Annotated in this window: 19 protein-coding genes; 6 read left to right on the top strand and 13 right to left on the bottom strand. The window is 73.3% G+C overall.

Translation table 11 applies throughout. The features are described from left to right. Positions 1-77 precede the first annotated feature (77 nt). Positions 78-2,138 carry a neutral/alkaline ceramidase gene (locus tag ACYVQV_RS17990; protein WP_461024697.1) on the top strand — a complete coding sequence of 687 codons (2,061 nt, stop codon included), beginning with the start codon at positions 78-80 and terminating at the stop codon, positions 2,136-2,138. A 60-nt stretch (positions 2,139-2,198) separates the two neighbouring features. Here the strand turns inward: ACYVQV_RS17990 and ACYVQV_RS17985 are convergent, their stop codons facing one another. The 4 genes from ACYVQV_RS17985 to prfB all read right to left on the bottom strand — a co-directional run bounded on the left by ACYVQV_RS17985 (position 2,199) and on the right by prfB (position 6,516). Next, a complete protein-coding gene (locus tag ACYVQV_RS17985) occupies positions 2,199-3,512 on the bottom strand; it encodes a peptidoglycan DD-metalloendopeptidase family protein (protein WP_461024696.1) in 1,314 nt (437 codons plus the stop codon). A gap of 2 nt (positions 3,513-3,514) precedes the next feature. Beyond that, complete coding sequence (gene ftsX / locus ACYVQV_RS17980) at positions 3,515-4,426, bottom strand: permease-like cell division protein FtsX (RefSeq protein WP_461024695.1); 912 nt, start codon at positions 4,424-4,426, stop codon at positions 3,515-3,517. A gap of 14 nt (positions 4,427-4,440) precedes the next feature. Continuing rightward, a complete protein-coding gene (gene ftsE / locus ACYVQV_RS17975) occupies positions 4,441-5,139 on the bottom strand; it encodes a cell division ATP-binding protein FtsE (protein ID WP_461024694.1) in 699 nt (232 codons plus the stop codon). Positions 5,140-5,388: 249 nt separating this feature from the next. Beyond that, entirely contained in the window at positions 5,389-6,516 is a 1,128-nt protein-coding gene (gene prfB, locus ACYVQV_RS17970; protein WP_461024693.1) for a peptide chain release factor 2, read from the bottom strand. A 121-nt stretch (positions 6,517-6,637) separates the two neighbouring features. Here prfB and ACYVQV_RS17965 point away from each other — a divergent pair, with 121 nt between their 5' ends. Continuing rightward, positions 6,638-8,332, top strand: coding sequence for an amidase (locus tag ACYVQV_RS17965; RefSeq protein ID WP_461024692.1), 1,695 nt, complete (start codon positions 6,638-6,640; stop codon positions 8,330-8,332). Between the two features lie 40 nt (positions 8,333-8,372). Here ACYVQV_RS17965 and ACYVQV_RS17960 read toward each other — a convergent pair whose 3' ends face one another. The 7 genes from ACYVQV_RS17960 to ACYVQV_RS17930 form a co-directional block, all read right to left on the bottom strand. Beyond that, positions 8,373-9,086 (bottom strand): AIM24 family protein, encoded by a 714-nt coding sequence (locus ACYVQV_RS17960; RefSeq protein ID WP_461024691.1) that lies wholly within the window; start codon positions 9,084-9,086, stop codon positions 8,373-8,375. A gap of 91 nt (positions 9,087-9,177) precedes the next feature. Then, positions 9,178-9,384, bottom strand: a complete 207-nt coding sequence (locus ACYVQV_RS17955; protein WP_461024690.1) for a hypothetical protein — start codon at positions 9,382-9,384, stop codon at positions 9,178-9,180. 9 nt (positions 9,385-9,393) lie between these two features. Then, the gene (locus ACYVQV_RS17950; RefSeq protein WP_461024689.1) at positions 9,394-10,977 is read right to left on the bottom strand and encodes an alkaline phosphatase family protein; all 1,584 of its coding nucleotides are present in this window, start codon (positions 10,975-10,977) and stop codon (positions 9,394-9,396) included. A 122-nt stretch (positions 10,978-11,099) separates the two neighbouring features. Further along, positions 11,100-11,312: a hypothetical protein gene (locus ACYVQV_RS17945; RefSeq protein ID WP_461024688.1), complete on the bottom strand. Its 213-nt coding sequence runs from the start codon at positions 11,310-11,312 to the stop codon at positions 11,100-11,102. Between the two features lie 46 nt (positions 11,313-11,358). Beyond that, positions 11,359-11,775 (bottom strand): WhiB family transcriptional regulator, encoded by a 417-nt coding sequence (locus ACYVQV_RS17940; protein WP_461024687.1) that lies wholly within the window; start codon positions 11,773-11,775, stop codon positions 11,359-11,361. Between the two features lie 130 nt (positions 11,776-11,905). Beyond that, positions 11,906-12,166, bottom strand: coding sequence for a hypothetical protein (locus ACYVQV_RS17935; RefSeq protein WP_461024686.1), 261 nt, complete (start codon positions 12,164-12,166; stop codon positions 11,906-11,908). A gap of 141 nt (positions 12,167-12,307) precedes the next feature. Further along, entirely contained in the window at positions 12,308-14,545 is a 2,238-nt protein-coding gene (locus ACYVQV_RS17930) for an ATP-dependent DNA helicase UvrD2 (RefSeq protein ID WP_461024685.1), read from the bottom strand. A gap of 104 nt (positions 14,546-14,649) precedes the next feature. Between ACYVQV_RS17930 and ACYVQV_RS17925 the strand changes: the two genes are divergently transcribed. From ACYVQV_RS17925 to ACYVQV_RS17915, 3 genes are all read left to right on the top strand, one after another. Continuing rightward, a complete protein-coding gene (locus ACYVQV_RS17925; protein WP_461024684.1) occupies positions 14,650-15,864 on the top strand; it encodes a cytochrome P450 in 1,215 nt (404 codons plus the stop codon). A gap of 150 nt (positions 15,865-16,014) precedes the next feature. Continuing rightward, positions 16,015-16,281: a mycoredoxin gene (locus ACYVQV_RS17920; protein ID WP_461024683.1), complete on the top strand. Its 267-nt coding sequence runs from the start codon at positions 16,015-16,017 to the stop codon at positions 16,279-16,281. 131 nt (positions 16,282-16,412) lie between these two features. Further along, positions 16,413-16,982 (top strand): nucleoside/nucleotide kinase family protein, encoded by a 570-nt coding sequence (locus ACYVQV_RS17915; protein ID WP_461024682.1) that lies wholly within the window; start codon positions 16,413-16,415, stop codon positions 16,980-16,982. Here the strand turns inward: ACYVQV_RS17915 and ACYVQV_RS17910 are convergent. Further along, positions 16,979-18,193, bottom strand: a complete 1,215-nt coding sequence (locus ACYVQV_RS17910) for an AI-2E family transporter (protein ID WP_461024681.1) — start codon at positions 18,191-18,193, stop codon at positions 16,979-16,981. The genes ACYVQV_RS17915 and ACYVQV_RS17910 overlap by 4 nt on opposite strands. A 420-nt stretch (positions 18,194-18,613) precedes the next feature. Here ACYVQV_RS17910 and ACYVQV_RS17905 point away from each other — a divergent pair, with 420 nt between their 5' ends. Beyond that, positions 18,614-18,949: a hypothetical protein gene (locus tag ACYVQV_RS17905; RefSeq protein ID WP_461024680.1), complete on the top strand. Its 336-nt coding sequence runs from the start codon at positions 18,614-18,616 to the stop codon at positions 18,947-18,949. A 571-nt stretch (positions 18,950-19,520) separates the two neighbouring features. Here the strand turns inward: ACYVQV_RS17905 and ACYVQV_RS17900 are convergent. Then, on the bottom strand, positions 19,521-20,807 hold the full coding sequence (locus ACYVQV_RS17900; RefSeq protein WP_461024679.1) for an RHS repeat-associated core domain-containing protein: 1,287 nt from the start codon (positions 20,805-20,807) through the stop codon (positions 19,521-19,523). Between the last annotated feature and the right edge of the window lie 119 nt (positions 20,808-20,926).

Below are 20,926 nucleotides of genomic sequence, written 5' to 3'. Positions count from 1 at the left end.
GACCGGCGGCGCGACCCTTGACCCGGTTTTCCCGGCGCGGTTGAGTGGGGCACCGACTACCTGTGACGGGGAGTGCTATGTACCGCTCGCGCCGGGACGCCGCCCGCCGGACCCTCCTCGCCGCCGCCACGGCGGCGGCGCTGGCCCTGACCCTCCCTGCAGCGGGCGGACCCCCTGCTGTCGCCCAGGACGAGGCGCAGGACGCCGCGCAACCGTCCTTCCTCGTCGGCCGGGGCGTCGGTGACGTCACCGGCGAGGTCGCCGAGGTCGGGCTGCTGGGCTACGCCGACCTCGCCCAGACCGGTACCGGCCTGCACACCCGCCAGCGCAGCCGCGCGTTCGTCGTCGCCGACGCCGTCACCGGCGAGCGCGTCGTCCTCGTCGTCGCGGACGTCGGCATGGTGTTCCAGTCCGTGCGGGACGCCGTCCTCGCCCGCCTCGCGCAGCGGTTCGGCGACACCTACGGCGAGCACAACGTGCTGCTCACGGCCACGCACACGCACGCCGGGCCGGGCGGGCACTCCCACCACACGCTGTACAACCTCACCACCCTCGGCTTCCACCCCGAGACGTTCGAGGCGACCGTCGACGGGATCGTCGACTCGGTCGTCGAGGCGCACGACGACCTCGCCCCGGCGACCCTGTCCCTGGCCCGCACCGAGCTGACCGACGCGAGCGCCAACCGGTCCCGGGTCGCGTTCGACGCCAACCCGGCCGCCGACCGCGCGCACTTCCCCACCGGGACCGACACCCGCTCCACCACCCTGCGGGTCGAGCGCGACGGCGACCTGGCCGGTGCGGTCAACTGGTTCGCCACCCACGCGACGAGCATGCCGACGACGAACCGCCTGGTCTCGGCGGACAACAAGGGCTACGCCGCGTACCACTGGGAGGAGCAGGTCGCCGGGGTCGACCACCTGGCCGGTGACGACCCCGACCTGGTCACCGCGTTCGCCCAGACGAACGCGGGCGACATGAGCCCCAACCTCGCGCTGCGGCCCGGGACCGGACCGACGGACGACCCCCGGGAGAACACCCGGCTGATCGGTCTGCGGCAGTACCGGGCCGCGGCCGACGCGACCGCGACACCGATGACCCGGGGCGGCGTCGACGCCCGCACGGTCTACGTCGACCTGTCCGACGTCACGGTGCGTCCCGAGTTCACGGGCGACGGTCGCACCCACCGCACCTGCGCCGCCGCCCTGGGCGCGAGCTTCGCGGCGGGCTCCACGGAGGACGGCGGCGGTGGTCTGCCGATCGTGCGCGAGGGCGGCAACCCGGCGTTCGGCTGGATCGCCGACGCCCTGTACACCGGCTCCCCGGCCCTGCGGGAGTGCCAGGCCCCCAAGGAGGTGCTCCTGCCGGTCGGTGCGCTGGACCTCGTGCAGCAGGAGCTGCCCGTCCAGGTCCTGCGGATCGGTGACCTGCACCTCGTGGCCGTGCCCGCGGAGGTCACCGTCGTCGCGGGCCTGCGCCTGCGCCGCACCCTCGCCGACGCGCTCGACGTCGACGTGGACGACGTCCTCGTCCAGGGGTACGCCAACGGCTACGCGCACTACCTCACGACGCCCGAGGAGTACGACCTGCAGCAGTACGAGGGCGGGTCGACGCTCTTCGGGCGCTGGCAGCTGCCGGCGTTCCAGCAGGTCGTGCACGACCTGGCCGTGGCGGTGCGGGACGACGCCCCGGCCGACCTGGGCTCGCGCCCCGCGGACCGCTCGGGCCGGGTCGTGACCAGCCCGGCGGGTCGTGTCGTGTGGGACGCCCCGCCGCTCGGGCGCCGGTTCGGCGACGTCGTCGCGGCGCCGCCGTCCACCGTGCCCGCCGGGACGACGGTGACCGTCGCGTTCGCGGGGGCGCACCCGAACACGGTGCTGCGCCGCGACGGCACGTACGCCGCCGTCGAGCAGCTCGTCGACGGCCGCTGGGTGCGAGTGGCCGACGACGGCGACTGGTCGACCCGATTCACCTGGTCCCGGTGGGGCCTGGCCGCCTCCCGGGTGACCGTCGAGTGGGACGTGCCCGCGGACGCCGCCCCTGGCAGCTACCGGGTCGTGTACACCGGCGACGCGCGCGGCCTGCTGGGCCACGTGCGCCCCGTCCGCGGGGCCACCGCACCGTTCACGGTCACCGGCTGACCGGGCTGACCGGCCTCACCTGCCGAGGGCCCTTCAGGGGGGCGCGGCCCCTGCGACCGGTCAGAGGTACTGCATCGGGTTGGTGCGCGAGCCGTTGACGAACACCTCGAAGTGCAGGTGGCACCCCGTCGACGCGCCCGTCGTGCCGATGTAGCCGATCACCTGACCGCGGGACACCGACCCCGAGCGCACCGCGTAGCTGCTGAGGTGGTTGTACGACGTCGCGAACGCCGAGCCGCCGATGAGGCCGTGGTTGACGACGATCTGGTTGCCGTACCCACCGGCCCTCCCGGCGCGCACGACCGACCCGTCGGCCGCCGCCCGCACCGGCACGCCGCACGGGCCGCCGAAGTCCGTCCCGGTGTGCATGCGGCGCGTCCCGTAGATCGGGTGCACCCGCCAGCCGTACGAGGACGTGATCCTGGTCGTGACGGGGCGGGACAGGACGCCGCCGCTCGGCGGCGCGGGCGCCGGCGCGGACCCACCGCCACCGCCACCACCCCGGTTGCGCTCGCGAGCGGCGCGCTCGGCGGCGCGGCGGCGCTCCTCCTCCGCGATCCGTCGCAGCTCGGCCTCGAGGGCGTCCTGCTCGCGCTGCAGGGCGGCCAGGTGGGCCTCCTCCTCGGCCTTGCGGGCCTGGATGACGGCGGTCGCCTGCGTCTGCTGGGCGATGAGCTGCTCGACCTCGGCCTTGCGGGCCGCCGCGTCGGCCTCCGCCTGCCGGGCGACCTCCAGGTTCGCCGCCGCCTGCTCGCGCAGGTCGGCGACCTCGGCCCGGACGGCCTCGAGGCGGGCCTGCTGGTTGGCCAGCACCGCCTGCTGCTGGGTGAGCCGCGCCATCGCCCCGCTCTGGCTGCGCAGCGCCGTGTCGACGAGCAGGTACCGGTCGGCGAACTCGTCGGGGTCCTGTGAGCCGAACGCCAGCGACAACCCGGTGTCCAGGCCACCGCGACGGTACGCCTGGGCGGCGATCCGGCCGATGGAGCTCTCGGTGTCGGCGATCTCCTGCCGGCCCTCGTCGATGCTCTCGGCCTGGTTCGCCTCGGACTGCTCCGCGGCGGCCAGGCGCGCGGCGAGCTCGGCGTCCTTGCGCTGGGCCTCGGCCCGCGCCGCCTCCGCCGCCTCGAGCTCGGCCTGGGCGACCGGCAGGCGCTCCTGGGACGCCGCGAGCGCGGCGTAGGCGGCCTGCAGCTCCTGCGACGTGCCGGCCAGGGACTCCTGGACCGCGTGGATGCCGGCGTCGACGTGCCGCTTGCGCTCGCTGGGGTCGGCCTGGCTCGGCGGCGCCAGGACCAGCAGGCTGGTGGCCACGGCAGCGGCCACGAGACCGCCGGTGAGGCGGCGTCCCGTCCGTCGCGTCGTCTGCAGTCGCATCCTCACACCCTCAGGTATCGGCTCGTGGTGACCAGGGACGACACGCCTGCCAGGACGACCGCGATGCCGAAGAGCACCGGGACGACCGTCCACAGCTCGGACGTGCCGACGTACGTGAAGATCGTGAGGTTCTCGGACAGCCAGCCGACGCCGTGCTCGAGCAGCGCCCACATCACCACCGACGCGAGCAGCGCCCCGAGGCAGGCCGCGATCACCCCCTCCAACAGGAACGGCAGCTGGATGAAGGGACTTGAGGCCCCGACCATCCGCATGATGCCGATCTCGCGGCGCCGGTTGAAGGCCGAGAGCCTGATCGTCGTCGCGATGAGCAGCGCCGCGGCGACGACCATGACCAGGGCGAAGCCGAGCGCGACGATCGTCAGCACGTTGAGGACGGCGAAGAAGGTGTCGAGCAGCTCGCGCTGGTCCTCGACCTGCTCCACCCCGGGCCGGCCGGCGAAGAACTCGGAGATGACCTGGTACTCCTCGGGGTCGACGAGCTTGACCCGGAAGGACTCGGGCATCTGGTCCTGGGTGACGTTCTCGACGATGGCGCTGTCGGAGAACTGCTCGGTGAACCGGTCGTACGCCTCGGCCTTGGACTCGTAGTAGACGGTGTCGACGTAGGGGGCGAGCGCCGGGGACTCCAGGTCGGCGCGGATCTCGTCCTTCTGCGCCTGGGTCACCTCACCGGCAGGGCAGGTCTCGGCGACGCTGTCCTTCGCGCACAGGAAGATGGACACCTGGACCCGGTCGTACCAGTAGCCCTTCATGAGGTCGACCTGCGACTGGAAGACCAGCGCGAGACCGACGAAGGTCAGGGACACCAGGGTCACCAGGACGACCGAGAGCGTGATCGCGAGGTTGCGGCGCAGACCGATGCCGATCTCGCTGAGGACGAACTGCAGGCGCATGGGGTGGTGGGTCCTTACTCGGCGCGCGAGTAGCCGTAGACGCCGTGGGACTGGTCGCGGATCATCCGTCCGTCCGCGAGCTCGACGACGCGCTTGCGCATCCGGTCGACGATCTCGTCGTCGTGCGTGGCCATCACGACGGTCGTCGAGTGCATCCGGTTGATCCGGTCCAGCAGCCGGACGATGTCGTCGCTGGTCGTCGGGTCGAGGTTGCCGGTCGGCTCGTCGGCCAGCAGGATCGCCGGCCGGTTCACCATCGCGCGGGCGATCGCCACCCGCTGCTGCTCACCACCGGACAGCTCGTGCGGGCGGCGGCGCTCCTTGCCGGCCAGGCCGACCATCTCGAGCATCTCGGGGACCGTCTGGGCGATCTGGTGCCGGGACCGGCCGATCACCTGCAGCGCGAACGCGACGTTCTCGTACACCGACTTGTTCGGCAGCAGCCGGAAGTCCTGGAACACCGCACCGATCTGGCGGCGCAGGTGCGGGACTTTCCAGGACGACAGCCGGGCGACGTCCCGGCCGGCGACGAAGACCGCCCCGCGGGTCGCCCGCTCCTCGCGCAGGACGAGGCGCAGGAAGGTGGACTTGCCGGAGCCGGACGCCCCGACGATGAAGACGAACTCGCCGCGGTCGATCTCGATCGTGACGTCGTCGAGCGCAGGTCTGGACGTCTCGTCGTAGACCTTGCTGACGTTCTCGAATCGGATCACGGCACGTGGCGGTCAGTCTCGGGGGCACGGGCACTGCCGGAGCAGCAGGCGTCCTCCGGACCCGCGCCGGGACGGCGCGGGCCTGCTCGGACGCCACGCACGCGGGACGCACAGCACCTGACCAGGCGCGAGTCTACGGTCACTTCCTGTGAACAGGGTGACCTGTGTGACGAGCGTGTCGGGACGACGTCGCCCGACCGGGTGCACGCGCGGGCCGGCGACACGACCGCCGTGCGGTCGGTGGGCCCGTCAGGCGTCGGCGCGGTCCTGCTGACGGCGCCAGCGGATGCCCGACTCGAGGAAGTCGTCGATCTCCCCGTCGAAGACGGCGCTGGTGTTGCCGACCTCGTGCTCGGTCCGCAGGTCCTTGACCATCTGGTACGGGTGCAGCACGTAGGAGCGCATCTGGTTGCCCCAGGAGCCGGCGTCCGCGCCCTTGAGCGCGTCGAGCTCGGCCTGCCGCTCCTGCCGCGCCCGCTCCAGCAGCTTGGCCTGCAGCACCCGCAGCGCCGCGGCCTTGTTCTGCAGCTGGGACTTCTCGTTCTGGCAGGAGACCACGATCCCGGTCGGCACGTGCGTGAGGCGGACCGCGGAGTCGGTGGTGTTGACCGACTGCCCGCCCGGGCCGGAGGAGCGGAAGACGTCGACCCGCAGGTCGTTCTCCGGGATCTCGATGTGGTCGGTCTCCTCCACCACGGGCAGGATCTCGACCCCGGCGAAGGAGGTCTGCCGGCGTCCCTGGTTGTCGAACGGGGAGATCCGCACCAGCCGGTGGGTGCCCTGCTCGACCGACAGCGTCCCGTAGGCGTAGGGCGCGTGGATGGCGACCGTGGCCGACTTGATGCCGGCCTCCTCGGCGTAGGAGGTGTCCATCACCTCGGCCTTGTAGCCGTGGCGCTCGGACCAGCGCAGGTACATCCGCAGCAGCATCTCGGCGAAGTCCGCGGCGTCGACGCCGCCTGCCTCGGCGCGGATCGTGATGAGCGCCTCGCGCGGGTCGTACTCCCCGGACAGCAGTGTGCGCACCTCCAGCTCGCCCAGCTGCTTGCGGACGGCGACCAGCTCGCGCTCGGCCTCCTCGCGGGTGGCCGCGGACTCCGCGGCGTCACCGGACTCCTCCCCCAGCTCGACGAGCACCTCGAGGTCGTCGATCCGGTCGCCCATCCGCTCGATCCGCTCGAGCTCGGCCTGGGCGTGCGAGAGCCGGCTGGTCACCTGCTGGGCGGCCTCCGGGTCGTCCCACAGGTCCGGTGCGGCCGCCTGCTCGGAGAGCTCGGCGATCTGCGCGCGCAGCGCGTCCAGGTCGCTGACCTCGGTGATCGAGGCGAGGGTCTGGCGCAGGGCGCGGATCTCGGCGGGGAAGTCGACGGCAGCCACGTCGTCCGAGGGTACGCGAGGTGCCGGCACCCGACGTCCACGCGCTCGCGTCGAGCGGGCTCGCCCCTTCCGGAACCGTGCCTCGCGCCCTAGCGTGACCCCGGACACACCGGGAGGAACCATGTCGAAGCGCCCCGCGGCGTCCCGCCGCCTGCTGCCTGGCCTGCTCGTCCCCCTCGCCGCGGCGACGGCGCTGACGCTCACCGCGCCGGGTGCGGGCGCCGCGCCGACCGCACCCGACCTGCGGGGCGTGCCCGCGGAGGCGTCCGCCTCCGTCCGCGGCGGCGACGCCGCCGGCGGCTGGCACGACGCCGGCCGGTGGGACGGTGCCGCCCTGGACGCGGCGACCATCCCCGACCTGCAGCGGGAGATGGAGGCCGGTCGGCTGACGTCCACGCGGCTGACCGCCGCGTACCTGTACCGGGTGCTGACCGTGGACCCGCAGGTGGACGCCGTCCTCGAGGTGAACCGGCGGGCGCTGCTGGACGCCGTCCGCAGCGACCTGCACCGGCACCGGCACGGCCCGCGCAGCCCGCTGGAGGGCGTGCCGGTGCTGCTGAAGGACAACATCGACACCCGCGCCCAGGGCGCCACCGCCGGTTCGCGGGCGCTGCTGCGGTCCCGTCCGGACGACGCCACGATCGTCGACCGGCTGCAAGCCGCCGGGGCCGTGGTGCTCGGCAAGGCCAACCTGTCGGAGTGGGCGAACTTCCGCGGGTACGGGTCCTCGAGCGGGTGGAGCGCCGTCGGCGGCCAGACCAGCAACCCGTACGTGCTCGACCGCAACCCGTGCGGGTCGTCGTCCGGCTCCGCGGCAGCCGTGGCGGCCTCGCTGGCGCAGGTCTCCGTCGGCACGGAGACGAACGGGTCGATCGTCTGCCCCGCCGGGGCGACCGGGATCGTCGGGCACAAGCCGACCCTCGGGCTGGTCAGCCGCGACGGCATCGTGCCCATCTCGGCCGAGCAGGACACCGCCGGCCCGATGGCCCGGCACGTCGTCGACGCCGCCATCACCCTGGCGGTGCTGCAGGGCGGGCCGACCGGTGCCGACTGGGTCGACCCGGCGGACCCGGCGACCCGGGACGTGCCGGGCGGCACCCCCACCGACTACGCCGCGCTGCTGGACGCCGGGTCCCTCGAGGGGGCGCGCATCGGCGTGTGGCGGCTCGACACCGGGTCCCCCGAGACGGACGCGGTGACCGAGCAGGCGGTGCAGGCCCTGCGCGACGCGGGGGCGACCCCCGTCGACGTGCGGCTGCCCTACCAGGACGTGGTCGGCAACGACTCGTTCACCGCGCTGGTCGCGGAGTTCCAGCGCGACGTGGAGGCGTACCTGCAGTCCACCCCGGGCCGGCACCCGCGCACGCTCGCCGGGCTGATCGAGTTCAACCGGCAGGACCCGGTCGAGCTGCGGTACTTCGGCCAGGAGCTCTTCGAGGAGGCGCTGGCCGCGCCGGACGCGGACTCCCCGGAGATCCAGGCGGCCCGCGAGCGCGCCCGCACCGCGGCACGCGCGTCCATCGACGAGACGATGGCCGCCCACGACCTCGACGCGATCATGGCGCCGACGAACTCGCCGGCCTGGGAGACGGACCTGGAGGACGGGGACGACTTCCTCTTCGGCAGCTCCTCGCCCGCTGCGGTCGCCGGGTACCCGAACGTCACGGTCCCCGCCGGCTACGTCGGGAAGCTCCCGGTCGGCATGTCGTTCATGGCCGGCCGGTGGCAGGACGCCACGGTCCTGTCCCTGGCGTACTCGTTCGAGCAGCAGACGCAGGTGCGCCGGGCGCCGCGGTACCTGCCCACGGTCGACTGACCGCGGGCAGGTACCGCGGGCCCGGCGCCCGCCGTCGGCGTCAGCTGAACAGCTCGCCCATCAGGCCGCCGCCGCTCTTCTGCTGCTGGCCGGCGGCCGTCGCCGGCAGGCCCTCGCTCGGCTGCACGACGACGAAGCCGGGGCCGTGGAAGGCGTACTGGAACGCCTCACCGGATCCACCGCGCAGCATCGACTTCATGTTCATGCTGCTGACGACCTGCGGCTGGAGGTTCGCCGACCAGGCCACCGCGGCCTGGATGTCGACGTAGGTCGGCTGCTGGGAGCAGTCCAGCAGCATCGGCGGGCCGTCGGAGGTCAGCGCGACCTGCCCCTGGCCGCCGATCTCGACGTTGAACAGGCCACCGGACATCATCCCGGCGCCCTGCACGCGCTTGATGTCCCAGTGCAGGCTGGCGTCGAACGCGAGCAGGTTCTTGCCGTCGACGCTGATGCCGTCGCCCTCGAGCTGGATCGTGAAGATGTCCTCCGCGAGGCGCGCGAAGAACACCTCGCCCTGCCCGGACGCGCGCATCAGCGGCGTGTCCTCGCTCGTCAGCATCTTCTTCATCAGCTTCTGGACGCTGCCCGCGCCCTCGTGGGTGAACTTCACCTGCCCCTGGTACGCGACCATGGCGCCCTTCGCGGCGAGGACGTCGGGGCCCAGGGTGACCTTGAGCATCTTGCCGCTCTGCATCACCCACCCCGGCTGACCCTGCTTCTCCTGGTGGGCCTGGTCGAACAGCTGGCTGCGCATGGTTCCCCTCGTGTCTCGGCCGCGGACTGCCCGCGGTCAGGTCGTGCCGTGGTGCGTGCCGTCCGACGACCGGACGGTGGCACCGGTTCCCTCACCACCAGTCGGGTGAGAGCTTGCCCTCGATGCTGCGCAGGTTGTCCCTGGTGCAGCGTTCGCAGACCCAGACGGGCCGGCCCCGCTCCGTCCCGCCGGACCAGCCCAGCGGCGGCGGCTCGGACGGTGCGCGGGTGCCGCAGCGGTGGCAGTGCACCCGCTGGGTGTCGTCGGGTCGCCGCGGCGGCCCCTCGGACTCCTGCACGGTGCGACCCTAGCCAGCGGCCGGACCGCGCGGGGCCGTTTCCGCCTCGGTGTCCACCGGGTCGCTGGCGGCGTGCCGGACGCCCTCCCCGAGATAGAGCAGACCGGGGCCCTCGTCCCGCCACGGCACCCCGAGCGGGTCGAGCGCGGCGTGCAGGGCTGGCGCCCACGACCCGGTGCGGTCCGGGTCGCTGCCCTCGAACCCGTGGTCGGCGGTGAGGACGAACGTCACCTCGTCGAGCACCCCCGTCGCGGCGAGGTGGTCGAGGAAGACGCCGAGCCGCCGGTCGGCGTCCCGGAACGCGCCGCGCGCCATCGCCGACCGCGGCCCCCCACCGTGGTGGCCGGCGTCGGTGACCACGGTGGCCCACCACGTCAGCGCCGGTGCCTGCGCGGGGTCGGACCACAGCTCGAGGACCTGGGCGAGCCCGACGTCGTCCACCTGGGTGCCCCACGCGAAGTAGCCGTCGGCCAGGTGGTCGGCGCACCCCAGGTGCGGCGAGGACGCGGGGTCGGGCAGCAGGTCGCCCAGCCCCGCCGCGCCGTCCCCCGTCTGCTGGGCCCGGATCAGCCCCATGGTCGAGAACGCCGCACCGGCGTCGATCGCCTCGTTGACGCTGGCCGTGGGCACGGGCAGGTCGTGCCGGTGGGCGCCGACCGCCGCGAACACGGTCCGGACGCCGTCGCGCAGCCACTCGCCGCTGCGGTGCCAGGTGGTCGCGTCGTTCGGCACGACCCGCTCGCCGGTGGCCCGGTCGTAGAACACGTTGCCCATCACCCCGTGCCGGCCCGGGCCGACGCCGGTGAGGATCGAGGTGTGGTTCACCAGGGTGAGGCTGGGGAACTCCGCGACGGCGCCCCCGCGCAGCGCCGCCCCTCGCTCCAGCAGCCGCGCGACGGCGGGCAGCTCCCCGGCCGCCGTCATGGCGAGCAGCTCCCCGCAGTGCGCGCCGTCCCACAGCAGCCCGACGACCCGGCCGCAGCCGGAGGTGACCAGGTCGGTGCGAGCGACCCCGTCCAGCGCGCGGCCGTGACCGTCGGCCAGGTCGTCCTCGGGGACGCCGGCCGCCACCGCCATCGTCGGGCCGACGTCCACGAGGCGCGCGTGCAGGTCGAGCACGCCACGGGCGCTGACCCCGGCCCCGCTGACCAGCAGCGGCGCCCGCGACTGGATGACGTCGAGCGAGCCGTGCTCCCCGACGTGCCCGCCCTCGTCGGGGAAGAAGTGCCCGGGGTGGTGGACGACGACCACGTCGGGGCTGCGGTCGGCGTCGCCGAAGACGCCCAGCAGCCGGCGGGCGGGCTCCGGGTAGGCGTTGCGCTCGTTGTCGGGGCTGGGGTCGGCCAGCTCCTCCTCGTACGGCAGGAAGGCCATCGGGTCGGTGCGCGCGACCGGGTCCTCCCCGTGCAGCACCTCGTGGCGCTCGTCGGGGTGCAGCCGCACCACCCCGCGGGCGTTCGCGACAACGACGGACGTCGGCGCGCCCCGCGGGCCTTCGGGGTAGGCCACCAGGTCGACCACGCGGGCCAGGTCGGGGGCGGTCAGCGCCGCGACGGCGGCGTCACGGGCACGGGTCTGGTCGCCGTCCTGCACGGCCGCGAGCCTACGGCCCCGGACGTGACGGAGCCCCTCACCCGGGCGGGTGGGGGGCTCCGTCGAAGGCCGCGGCCCCCGAGGGGGGCCGGTCGCGTCGTCGGGGCCGTCCGTCGCGTCCGTCAGGCGGACAGGACGGCGGCCCGCAGCGCGGCGCGCTGGGACGCCTTGTGCGCCTTGCGGCTGAGGCGGTTCGCGCGCTTCTGCATGCGCAGCGCGCGGACGACGCGGGCGGTGTCGGCGGCCTCACGGTCCTGGCGACACTGGGCGCGGGACAGCTGTTCCTGCAGCAGATTCATCTCGGTGCTCCTGAGGGTGAAGATCGGTGTGGTCATGGGTGGTCGGTGGTTCCTGAGGTCGCCGGGCCGGCCGGGGAGGTGGTCACGCCGCGACCGGGTTCTTCCGCGGCCGGCCCCGCGGCCGCTTGCGCGGCACGACGACGCCGGAGACGAAGAGCTGGCCGCCCCACACACCCCACGGCTCACGCCGCTGCTTGGCGCCGTCGAGGCACAGCTCGAGGGCCGGGCAGGTCTGGCACAGGGCCTTGGCGAACTCGACGTCGGCCGGGGACTCGGCGAACCAGAGCTCCGGGTCGTTGACCCGGCAGGGCACGTCGCCCGCGCTGGGCGTGGTGACGGTGTCCCGGTCGTCGGCGTCGGCGAGCCGGTCGAGCAGGGCCGTGAGCTGCATGAGGGCACCTCCTTGTGAGTGGTCGGTCGGCTGGTGTGACGGCTGGTCGTGCGGGGCGGTCGGCTGGGTCGGCTGACGGTTCTGACTGGCGGTGGCCAGGGAGCTCATCGGGGCTGTTCCTCGGCTGGTCGGGCTGGAGCTGTCGGTTGAGGTGGTCCGGGAGCGGCCGCAGATGCAGAAAGGCCGCGGATCCCGGTGTCGGGTTCCGCGGCCTCTGGGTGCCGGTGAGGTTCTGGACCTACACCGGGGGACCCGAAGAGACAGTGGTACCCGGGATCGGGAAGACGTCGCCGTCGATGCGCACGAAGCCGCCGAGAACGGCGTTCTCCGGGCAGACCTCTCCCCAGGGACGGAACGCGGTGCCCGCGTGAGCACGCACCTCGTGACGGCGCGCGACGAGCGCGGCGGCGACGGAGGTGGCACGGGTGACGGGCCGACGCGCGTCGACGCCACGCAGCACGCTGGTGCTCGCGGACATCGCGGTCGTGTACTTCTCCATCACTGCCACCTCCTCTCTGGGTCCTCGGCGCTCACGCGGACGCGAGCCCGAGCCGGTCGGGAACGTCGACAAGGCTAGAGGCGTCCGGACGGGCCGCACAACGTATTTACGGGGACTTCGCGGAAAAGTCCGGTGAACGGCTCACTCAACCGCGTCGACGGGCGCCGGGACGCCCGATCCGTGCACCCCGGCGGACGCCTCGGAGAGCACCGCCAGGACGTCCTCGCCGTACCGGTCGAGCTTGGTGGGGCCGACGCCCGGGATGCGGGCGAGGGACGCGACGTCGCCCGGCCGGGTCTCCGCGACGGCGACGAGGGTCGCGTCGGTGAACACCACGTACGCCGGCACCTTGGCCTCCGCGGCGGTGCGGGACCGCCACTCCCGGAGCGCCTCGAAGACGTGCTCGTCGTACGTCGGCGGGCACGTCGAGCACCGGCCGACCTTGCGCTCGGCCCCGGTCGACAGCACCGCGGCGCAGACGCGGCAGGTCCGCGGCAGCGACGCCTTGGCCCGTTTGCCGGAGCGCGCGCGCGGCGCCGTGCCACCGGACTCGGGAGCTCCGGGCCGCAGCCCGTCGAGGAACCGGGACGGCTTGCGCGTCCCCCGGCCGCCCGGGCTCCGGGACAGCGTCCAGGACAGGTGCAGGTGCGTCCGGGCGCGGGTCACCCCGACGTACAGCAGCCGCCGCTCCTCCTCCACCGCCTCCGGGGTCGTGGCGAAGGAGATCGGGACCAGACCCTCGGACAGCCCGACGAGAAACACGGCGTCCCACTCCAGCCCCTTGGCGGCGTGCAGCGAGGCGAGGGTGACGCCGTCCACCGTCGGGGCGTGCTGGGCCTGCGCCCGCTCGTCGAGCTCGGCGACGAGGTCGGGCAGCCGCGCCCCGGGGCGGGTGGCCGCGAGCTGGTCGGCGAGCGCTGCGAGCGCCTGCAGGGACTCCCACCGCTCGCGCACCGCCCCGGTGCCGGACGGCGGCTCGGGCGTCCACCCGCCGCCGGCGAGCACGTCCCGGGTCGCGTCGCCGAGGGCGCTGGTGCCGTCGTCGGCGCGGGCCGCGCCCCGGAGCAGGACGATCGCGTCCCGCACCTCCTTGCGGGCGAAGAACCGCTCGCCGCCGCGGACGAGGTACCCGACCCCGGCGTCGGCGAGGGCCTGCTCCAGCGGCTCGGACTGGCCGTTCGTCCGGTACAGGACCGCGACCTGGGACGCGGGGACGCCGGAGCGGACGAGGTCCTTGACGGCGGCGGCGACGCCGGCGGCCTCGGCGAGGTCGTCGGGGTACTCGGTGTACCGGGGCTCGGGGCCGGCGGGACGCTGGGCGACGAGCTGGACCCGGGCGCGGGTGGCTGCGGCGGGGGCCCGGTCGAGCAGGCCGTTGGCGAGCCCGACGACCTGCGGGGTGGACCGGTAGTCGCGCACGAGGCGGACCACGGTCGCGTCGGGGTAGCGGCGGGCGAACTCGAGCAGGTGGCTGGGGCTGGCCCCGGCGAAGGAGTAGATGGTCTGGCTGGCGTCCCCGACGACGCACACGTCGCTGCGCTCCCCCAGCCACAGGTCGAGCAGCCGCTGCTGCAGGCCGGAGACGTCCTGGTACTCGTCGACGACGAGGTGGCGGTACTGGCGGCGGACGGTCTCGGCGACGTCCGGGCGCTCCTCGAGGATCCCGGCGGTCAGCAGCAGCACGTCCTCGAAGTCGATGACGCCGCGCTCGGTCTTGACGTCCTCGTAGGTGGCGAGCAGCCGGGCCGTCGTGGCCGCGTCCAGGTTCGCCGGTGCGGGGCGGCCGGCCCGGCGGGCGCCGTCGACGTAGGTGTCGGGGGTGAGCAGGGAGACCTTCGCCCACTCGACCTCGCCGGACAGGTCGCGCACGGCGGCGCGGTCGACCTGCAGCCGCAGCCGGGACGCCGCCGCGGCGACGAGCTGCGCCTTGTGCTCGACGATGGACGGCGGCGCGCCGCCGACGGCCTGCGGCCAGAAGTACTGGAGCTGGCGCAGCGCGGCGGAGTGGAAGGTGCGGGCCTGGACGCCGGGGACGCCGAGGTCGCGCAGCCGGGTGCGCATCTCCGCGGCGGCGCGGGCGGTGAACGTCACGGCGAGGACCTGGGACGGCGTGTAGACGCCCGCGTGCGCGCCGTAGGCGATGCGGTGGGTGATGGCCCGGGTCTTGCCGGTGCCGGCGCCGGCGAGGACGCAGACCGGCCCGTGCAGGGTCGTCGCGACCTGCCGCTGCTCGGGGTCCAGGCCCTGGAGCACCGCGTCGGCGTCGACGGGCCCGCGCCGGGCGGGTCGCTCGTCCGGCGGCGGCGTGCCGTCGCCGCCGGGGCCGGTCGGGGCACCGGACGGGTCGGTCGGGGTGCGCGCCGCGTCGAAGAGGTCCATCGCGCCCATCCTCGCAAGCCGTGCGCCCCGGGTGCGACGTGCCGTCCCCAGGTCAGGGTGACCTGCGGGCCGTGCGCCGGGAGGACAGGGAGAGGATGGGCGGCGTGACCGAGCACATCCCGACGGCCGAGCGCGCGCACACGCACGACCACGCCCGACGGGCGGACGAGGACGAGGCGCCGGACTGGGACCCGCGAGGTGAGGAGGTCCGGCGGGACCCGGTCGCGGCGTACGACGCGATGCGGTCCCGCTGCCCGGTGGCGTTGGGCCCGGACGGCGCGTTCACGCTGTTCGCGCACGCCGAGGTCGCCGCGGCCGCCCGGGACGACGCGCGCTTCTCGAACGCGGTATCGCGGCACCTGCAGGTCCCGAACGGGCTGGACGGTCCGGAGCACGCGGCGTTCCGCGGCCTGGTGGACCGGTACTTCACGCCGGAGCGGATGGCCGCCCTGGAGCCGACGATGCGGCAGGTCGCCGCCGACGTGGTGGCGGGGTTGCGGGTCCCCGGGCGGGTCGACGCGGTCGACCTGGGCTCGCGTTTCGCCGTCCGCGCGCAACGGACGTGGCTGGGGTGGCCCGCGGACCTGGACGACGTGCTCGTGCGGTGGGTGCAGGACAACCAGGCGGCGTCCCGGTCGGCCGACCCGGCCCGAACGGCGCAGGTGGCCCGGCGCTTCGACGAGATCATCCGGTCGTTGACCGCGGCGCGCCGTGAGGCGGGGGACGCCGCCCCGGACGACGTGACGACCGAGCTCGTGCGGGACCGCGTCGACGGCCGGGCGCTGACCGACGAGGAGATCACCTCGATCCTGCGGAACTGGACCGGCGGCGACCTCGGGTCGATGGCGCTGTGCGCGGGGGTGGTCCTCACCTACCTCGCGGACCACCGCGACGTGCAGCACCACCTGCGGTCGGGGCCGCCCGACGGGGAGGTCGACCTCGTGCTCGACGAGATCCTGCGGGTCGACGACCCGTTCGTCACCAACCGGCGCGTCACCACCGAGCCGGTGACGGTCGCCGGACGGCGGATCGGCGCCGGCGAGCGCGTCTTCCTGAGCTGGACGGCCGCGAACCGGGACCCGGCGGTGTTCGGCGACCCGGACCGGTTCGACCCCCCGCGCAACGCCGAGCACAACCTCGTCTGGGGCACGGGCCGGCACGTGTGCCCCGGGCGGCCGCTGGCGACGTTGGAGCTGCGCGCGCTGACCCGCGCCGTCCTCGACGCGACCACCCTGGTCGCGCCCGACCCGGACCGTCCGCGGGAGCGCGGCCTGCCTCCGGTCGGCGGCTACGCCGTCGCGCCGCTGCTCTTGCGCTGAGGCGGGCTGGCTCCTCCGCCGAGCCGGGCGGGGATCGGCCGGGCGGGGATCGGCGTGGAATGCGGGCCCGCTCGGCGCCGTTGTGCGACCCGGGTGCGAGGCCGTGTGCTGCCCGCCCCGACCGACCCCACGAACCGAGGAGACCACCGCATGACCACCGCGACCGAGCTGCCCGCGACCGGCACCGTCACCATGTTCTCGACGACGTGGTGCGGCTACTGCCGGGTGCTGAAGAAGGCGCTCGACCGGGAGGGCATCGCCTACTCCGAGGTGAACATCGAGGAGCAGCCGCAGGCCGCGCAGTTCGTGATGGAGGTCAACGGCGGCAACCAGACGGTGCCGACCGTGTTGTTCCCGGACGGCTCCGCCGCCACGAACCCGTCCCTGGCCGAGGTCAAGGCGCGGCTGGGCTCCTGACGCCCGCGGACCGCGCCGCGGTGGGTGTCGAACCGTTGTCGGTCACCGCGCTGGCGGAGCGGCTGGCTCGACGGGCCACCGCCCTTGCCGACCCGCGAGCGGAACGCGGTGGCGCCGGTGCGGTGTGTCGCGTGGCGGTGGACGGCGCGGTCGAGTCCGACACCGACCTGGTCGCGGACGCCGTGGCGGCAGCGGTCACGTCCCTCGGGCGGCCCGTCGCCCGGGTGCGGACGGCGGACTGGTTGCGGCCGCGCTCGGTCCGCCTCGAGCACGGTCCCGCCGACCCGGACACCGGGTACGAGCGCTGGGTCGACCACCTGGCCCTGCGCCGGGAGGTGCTGGACCCGCTCGGCCCGGACGGGTCGGGCCGGTGGCTGCGCACGTTCTGGGACCCGGTCACCGACCGGTCGACCCGCGAGCAGCCGCAGAACGCCGTCCCCGGGACGGTGCTGGTGGTGTCGGGCCCGTTCCTGCTGCGCTGGGAGACCGCGGACGCGTTCGACCTGTCGGTGCACCTGGAGGTCTCCCCCGCCGCCCTCGCCCGCAGGTTGGACGGCGCCGACCTGGCTCGTGCCACCGGGGCGTGGGCCCGCTACACCGAGGAGACCTGGCCGGCCTCACGAGCCGACGTCCGGGTGCGCTTCGACCGGCCCGCGCACCCCGCGGTCGTCGGGGACGACCCGGGCGGCGCCGGCGCCTAGCGTCCCGCGGGCGTCACCGGCTGCGGGCTGCCGTCGGGTGCGACGTGCGGGTTGGACGAGATCAGCGCGTTCAGCCAGCGGGCCCGCGGGTCGGCGTCCACGAGCAGGCTCTTGACGAAGAGGGTCATCGGCAACGCCAGCAGCGCGCCGAGCGGCCCGAGCACCCAGGCCCAGAACACCAACGACAGGAACGTCATGGTGACGGTCAGGCCGACGGCGTCGCCGGTGAACTTGGGCTGGATGATCGTCTGCACGACGACGTTGAGGGCGCTGTAGGCGGCGATGACGCCGATCATCGTGCCCACCCCGCCCTCGAGCAGGCCGAGCAGGGCCGGCGGCACCAGCCCCAGCACGAACCCGATGTTCGGGATGTAGTTGGTGATGAACGACAGCAGGCCCCACAGCAGGGCCAGCGGCACGCCCAGCCAGTACAGGGCGATGACGTCGAGCACGGCGACGATGAGCCCGAAGACCGTGGACACGAGCCAGTAGCTGCGCACACCCCGGGCGAACCGGTACATCGCGTCGACGACGTCCGGGCGGGCCACTCCCGCGAGCTCCAGGCGCCGTGGGACGTCGGCGGAGTCCATAACGAGGAAGACGAGCACCGTCAGCAGGAAGACGAACGTCGAGGTGGCACCGAGCAGGCCGTTGAGGAAGCCCTGGACGAAGCCGAAGACGCTGCCGACGTCCACCTGCGCCGCGAGCTCCTGGATCTGCTCACCGCCGACCCCGAGGTCCGCCAGCCGCTCGGTGGCGTCCGTGTACAGCGCCTGGAACTGCCGGGAGTAGCGCGGCAGCGTCACCGCGAGCTGGGCCACGGCCACGCCGATCGAGGTGATCAGCCCGACGAGCAGCAGCCACAGCAGCAGCAGCGCGGTCAGCGTGGCGACCCAGCGCGGGACCCGGTGCGCGACCATCCACCGCTGCAGCGGGTGGACGGTGATGACGAGGGTCAGCGCGAGGAACGTGGGGGCGACGATGTCGGCGACGCTGCGCATCCCGGCGACGACGAGCACCGCGGCGGCCAGGCCCAAGAGGACGACGACCGCGCGCGGGAGCGCGGGCTGGGTGACGGCGGCGTTCGTGGCCGGCGCGTCCGCGGGCCCGGTGCTCGCCAGTGCGCCGTCGGCGCGCTGGGTGTCCGTGGTGGCGGCGGCGCGTTCTGCTCTCGCCTTGCGCTCACGCGCCCTCTGCTGTCGACGGCCCACGGGTGCTCCTGACGTTCGCGCTCACCGGACTGGGGTCCGAGCAGACGGCGGCGCCACGTGCCCGGTCGGGACGCATGTCTACCCCACGTCCGACGAGATGGACGTGGGGTAGCTCCTCCTGAGACCGTCGTCGTCCAGAGCCGCCGTGACCCAGGGAGCGTCGATGGGTCAGGACCGCGCGGTCAACGTCGGGGGTGGGTCACGGGCCTGGCCGCTGGGCGCGCTGTCTCGGCATCTCATGGCTCGCAGCGCCGCGCCCTCTCCTTCGAGAGGGCGAAGATGCGGCCCGGACCTGGCCACGAGACCCGAGCGCCACGAGCTGACATATCGTCGCCTATCGGACGACGCCACGGCGGGCAGTTGCACGGCAGGGAGCGCGCCCAGTGCGGCATGAAGCGGTGGCCCCGGGAAGATGGGCCAGTGAGCAGGTCGAGCAGGCACGAGCGTGGCGGCGCCACGGCGGCGGCCGTCACCCAGGCGATCCCCGCCGTCGTCGCCGCCGGTGCAGACCTCGGCGTCATCGACGCGCGATGGTTCCTGGCATTCCACGGCTACCCGGTGATCTGGCTCGTGACCGCGACTGACGAAGCGAAAGTAGCCGTCACTGAGCACGGCCTCCTTCGGCCGCAGGTGATGGCCGCTCTTCAGGTAGCCGGCGTGCGGCTCGATCTTGTGGAGCAGACCCAGGTCACCGTCGAGTCGGAAGAGACGGTGAAGCGCGACTTCGAGGGCAGCTGGTTCAACGCGATGAAGTAGCGCCCCGGAGGAGCGGTCTGCGGCAGACTAAATGACATAAGATCTGTTATCGGCGGTCGCCCGGCCGGGGCGGTTCGCCACCCACCGGCGCCCTGTCATACGTCATCCGGGCTTGCCATGGCTGGCACGGCATGCCTGGATGATCAGCGCCGACACCTCCGGCGACCTCGGGTGGAGAGATGACCTCACGATGAAACTGCCGGGATAGGCACTCTGATTCGAGGCGTAAAATTCGCTCAGCGGCGCGAGAACTCAGGGTGCGAGAAGGATGAGAAGTAACCCTGCCACATAGAAGGGTAACCCTCTTCTGAATCCTCGCATGGAGGATGGGCGAAAAAGACCGAAAGGTCCAATAAGCCCTTTGTCTTGCTGTGAACGCCGAATGTCGAGCGCAAGGCCGATCCCTAGGGAAGATAATCCGAGAAGGACCATCAAGTAACCAGTCATGCATCCTCATTGCCATCGTGTGCATTTTCTCTGACGGCCTGTCCAGCACGTGCGGGCCAATATGACGGACACCGGAATGCTGACCGGCCACCGATGTTTCTAATCTCACATGCAGGGACTCTGTTCACGGCCACCCCTTGTAGGAAGCGAATCCAAGTCCAGCCTGCAGGGCGGTTCTCCGCACTACTCGTCCCCGGTTCAATCGCCAGTTCCCCTGCCAAGAACGACCGTAGCGCCGTATGCCCGACCGGACGCCCGCCGTCCAACTCCCTACTGCGCGTCGCCCGCTGCTCTTTCCGAACCAACTCGTCGTAGATCTTGCATGCCGCCCGGCCAGAGCGCCCCATCGTGATGCGACCCCGAACTTAGCTCCTGCGGCTCCCCACGCCACGGAGCCGGCCAAGCCCCAGCCCCGCTTGCCGCTCCTATAGGCGGAGATGCCGCTCACCACCGCTGCACCGATGCTCGCGGCGGCGCAGAGCCCAGCTGAGGCGATTACACAGGCCACCGCCGCGCCGACACCGATCCACTTTGCAGCGCTCTTCCAACTCCATCGACCGTCGAGGTCGAGGTCGTTGATGGGGTCGGTGACGTAGGTGTAGTCGTTATCGACCCCGCCTTCAACGGGGTCGACCTCCAAGAAGCGGCCGAGGGCGGCGACGTAGGGGCGGGCGCCCATCTGGACGGTGGCGATCGTGCTGGCGTGTTCGTAGGGGCGTTGGTGCTGGCCGAGCCAGCCGTTGTCCATGTCCCCGGACAGGGTGTCGGGGGTGGCGTCGTCAGAGGCGGTGGTGCCCAGGTGCCCAGGCTGGTTCGTGTTCAGGGTGTAGGGCTGGCCGAACGGGTCGTAGGCGAACGGGAGTTCCTGTTCGCGGGTCCCGGTCTGGTTGGCGGTGGTGACGATGTCGCCGTGGATGTTGGGGTAGGCCCAGAGGTCGTTGCCGGTGGCCTTGTCGGTGTGGGTGACCCCACCGGGCAGCCCGTACACCCGCTCGAGGACGACCAGGTCACCGGTCAGGGTGATGTCGGAGGTGTCCCCGTCTCCGGTGTGCCCGTACCGGGTGGTGACCGGCGCCTCTCCTCCGGCGGGGGTGTGGGTGCGGGAGACGATCCGGTCGGTTGCGTCCCTGGTGTAGGTCACGGTGGTCGTGCCGCCGCCGGGTTCGGTGACGGTGATGCCGAGGTTGCGGTCGGCCGAGTCGTAGGTCAGGACCTGGTCGGCCAGCCGGGTGGTGTTCCCCCGGTCGTCGTACGCCAACGCCGCCGAACCAGAGGTCGCCAACGCCAGGTTGGTCCCGGAGACCGGTGACGCGCCGGCCGGTGCGCCGGCGACGCCGGTGGCGATCAGCCGGTCCGCCGCGTCGTAGCAGTACCGGGTGGTGGTCGGGGTCGGGCCGCCGTCGGTGGTCACGGTGGTCGAGACCCGGTTGCCGTTGTCCCGCGTCAAGTAGTTGGCAGGGTTCCGGTCGCTAGAAATGTCGGGGTGGTCGGGTCGGCCAGGCCCAGGTGCACCTCCTGGGGCCGGTTCCA

It is taken from the genome of Thalassiella azotivora (assembly GCF_054781695.1).
Note: the sequence above shows the minus strand (reverse complement) of the source record. Positions and strands in the feature narration are given on the sequence as shown.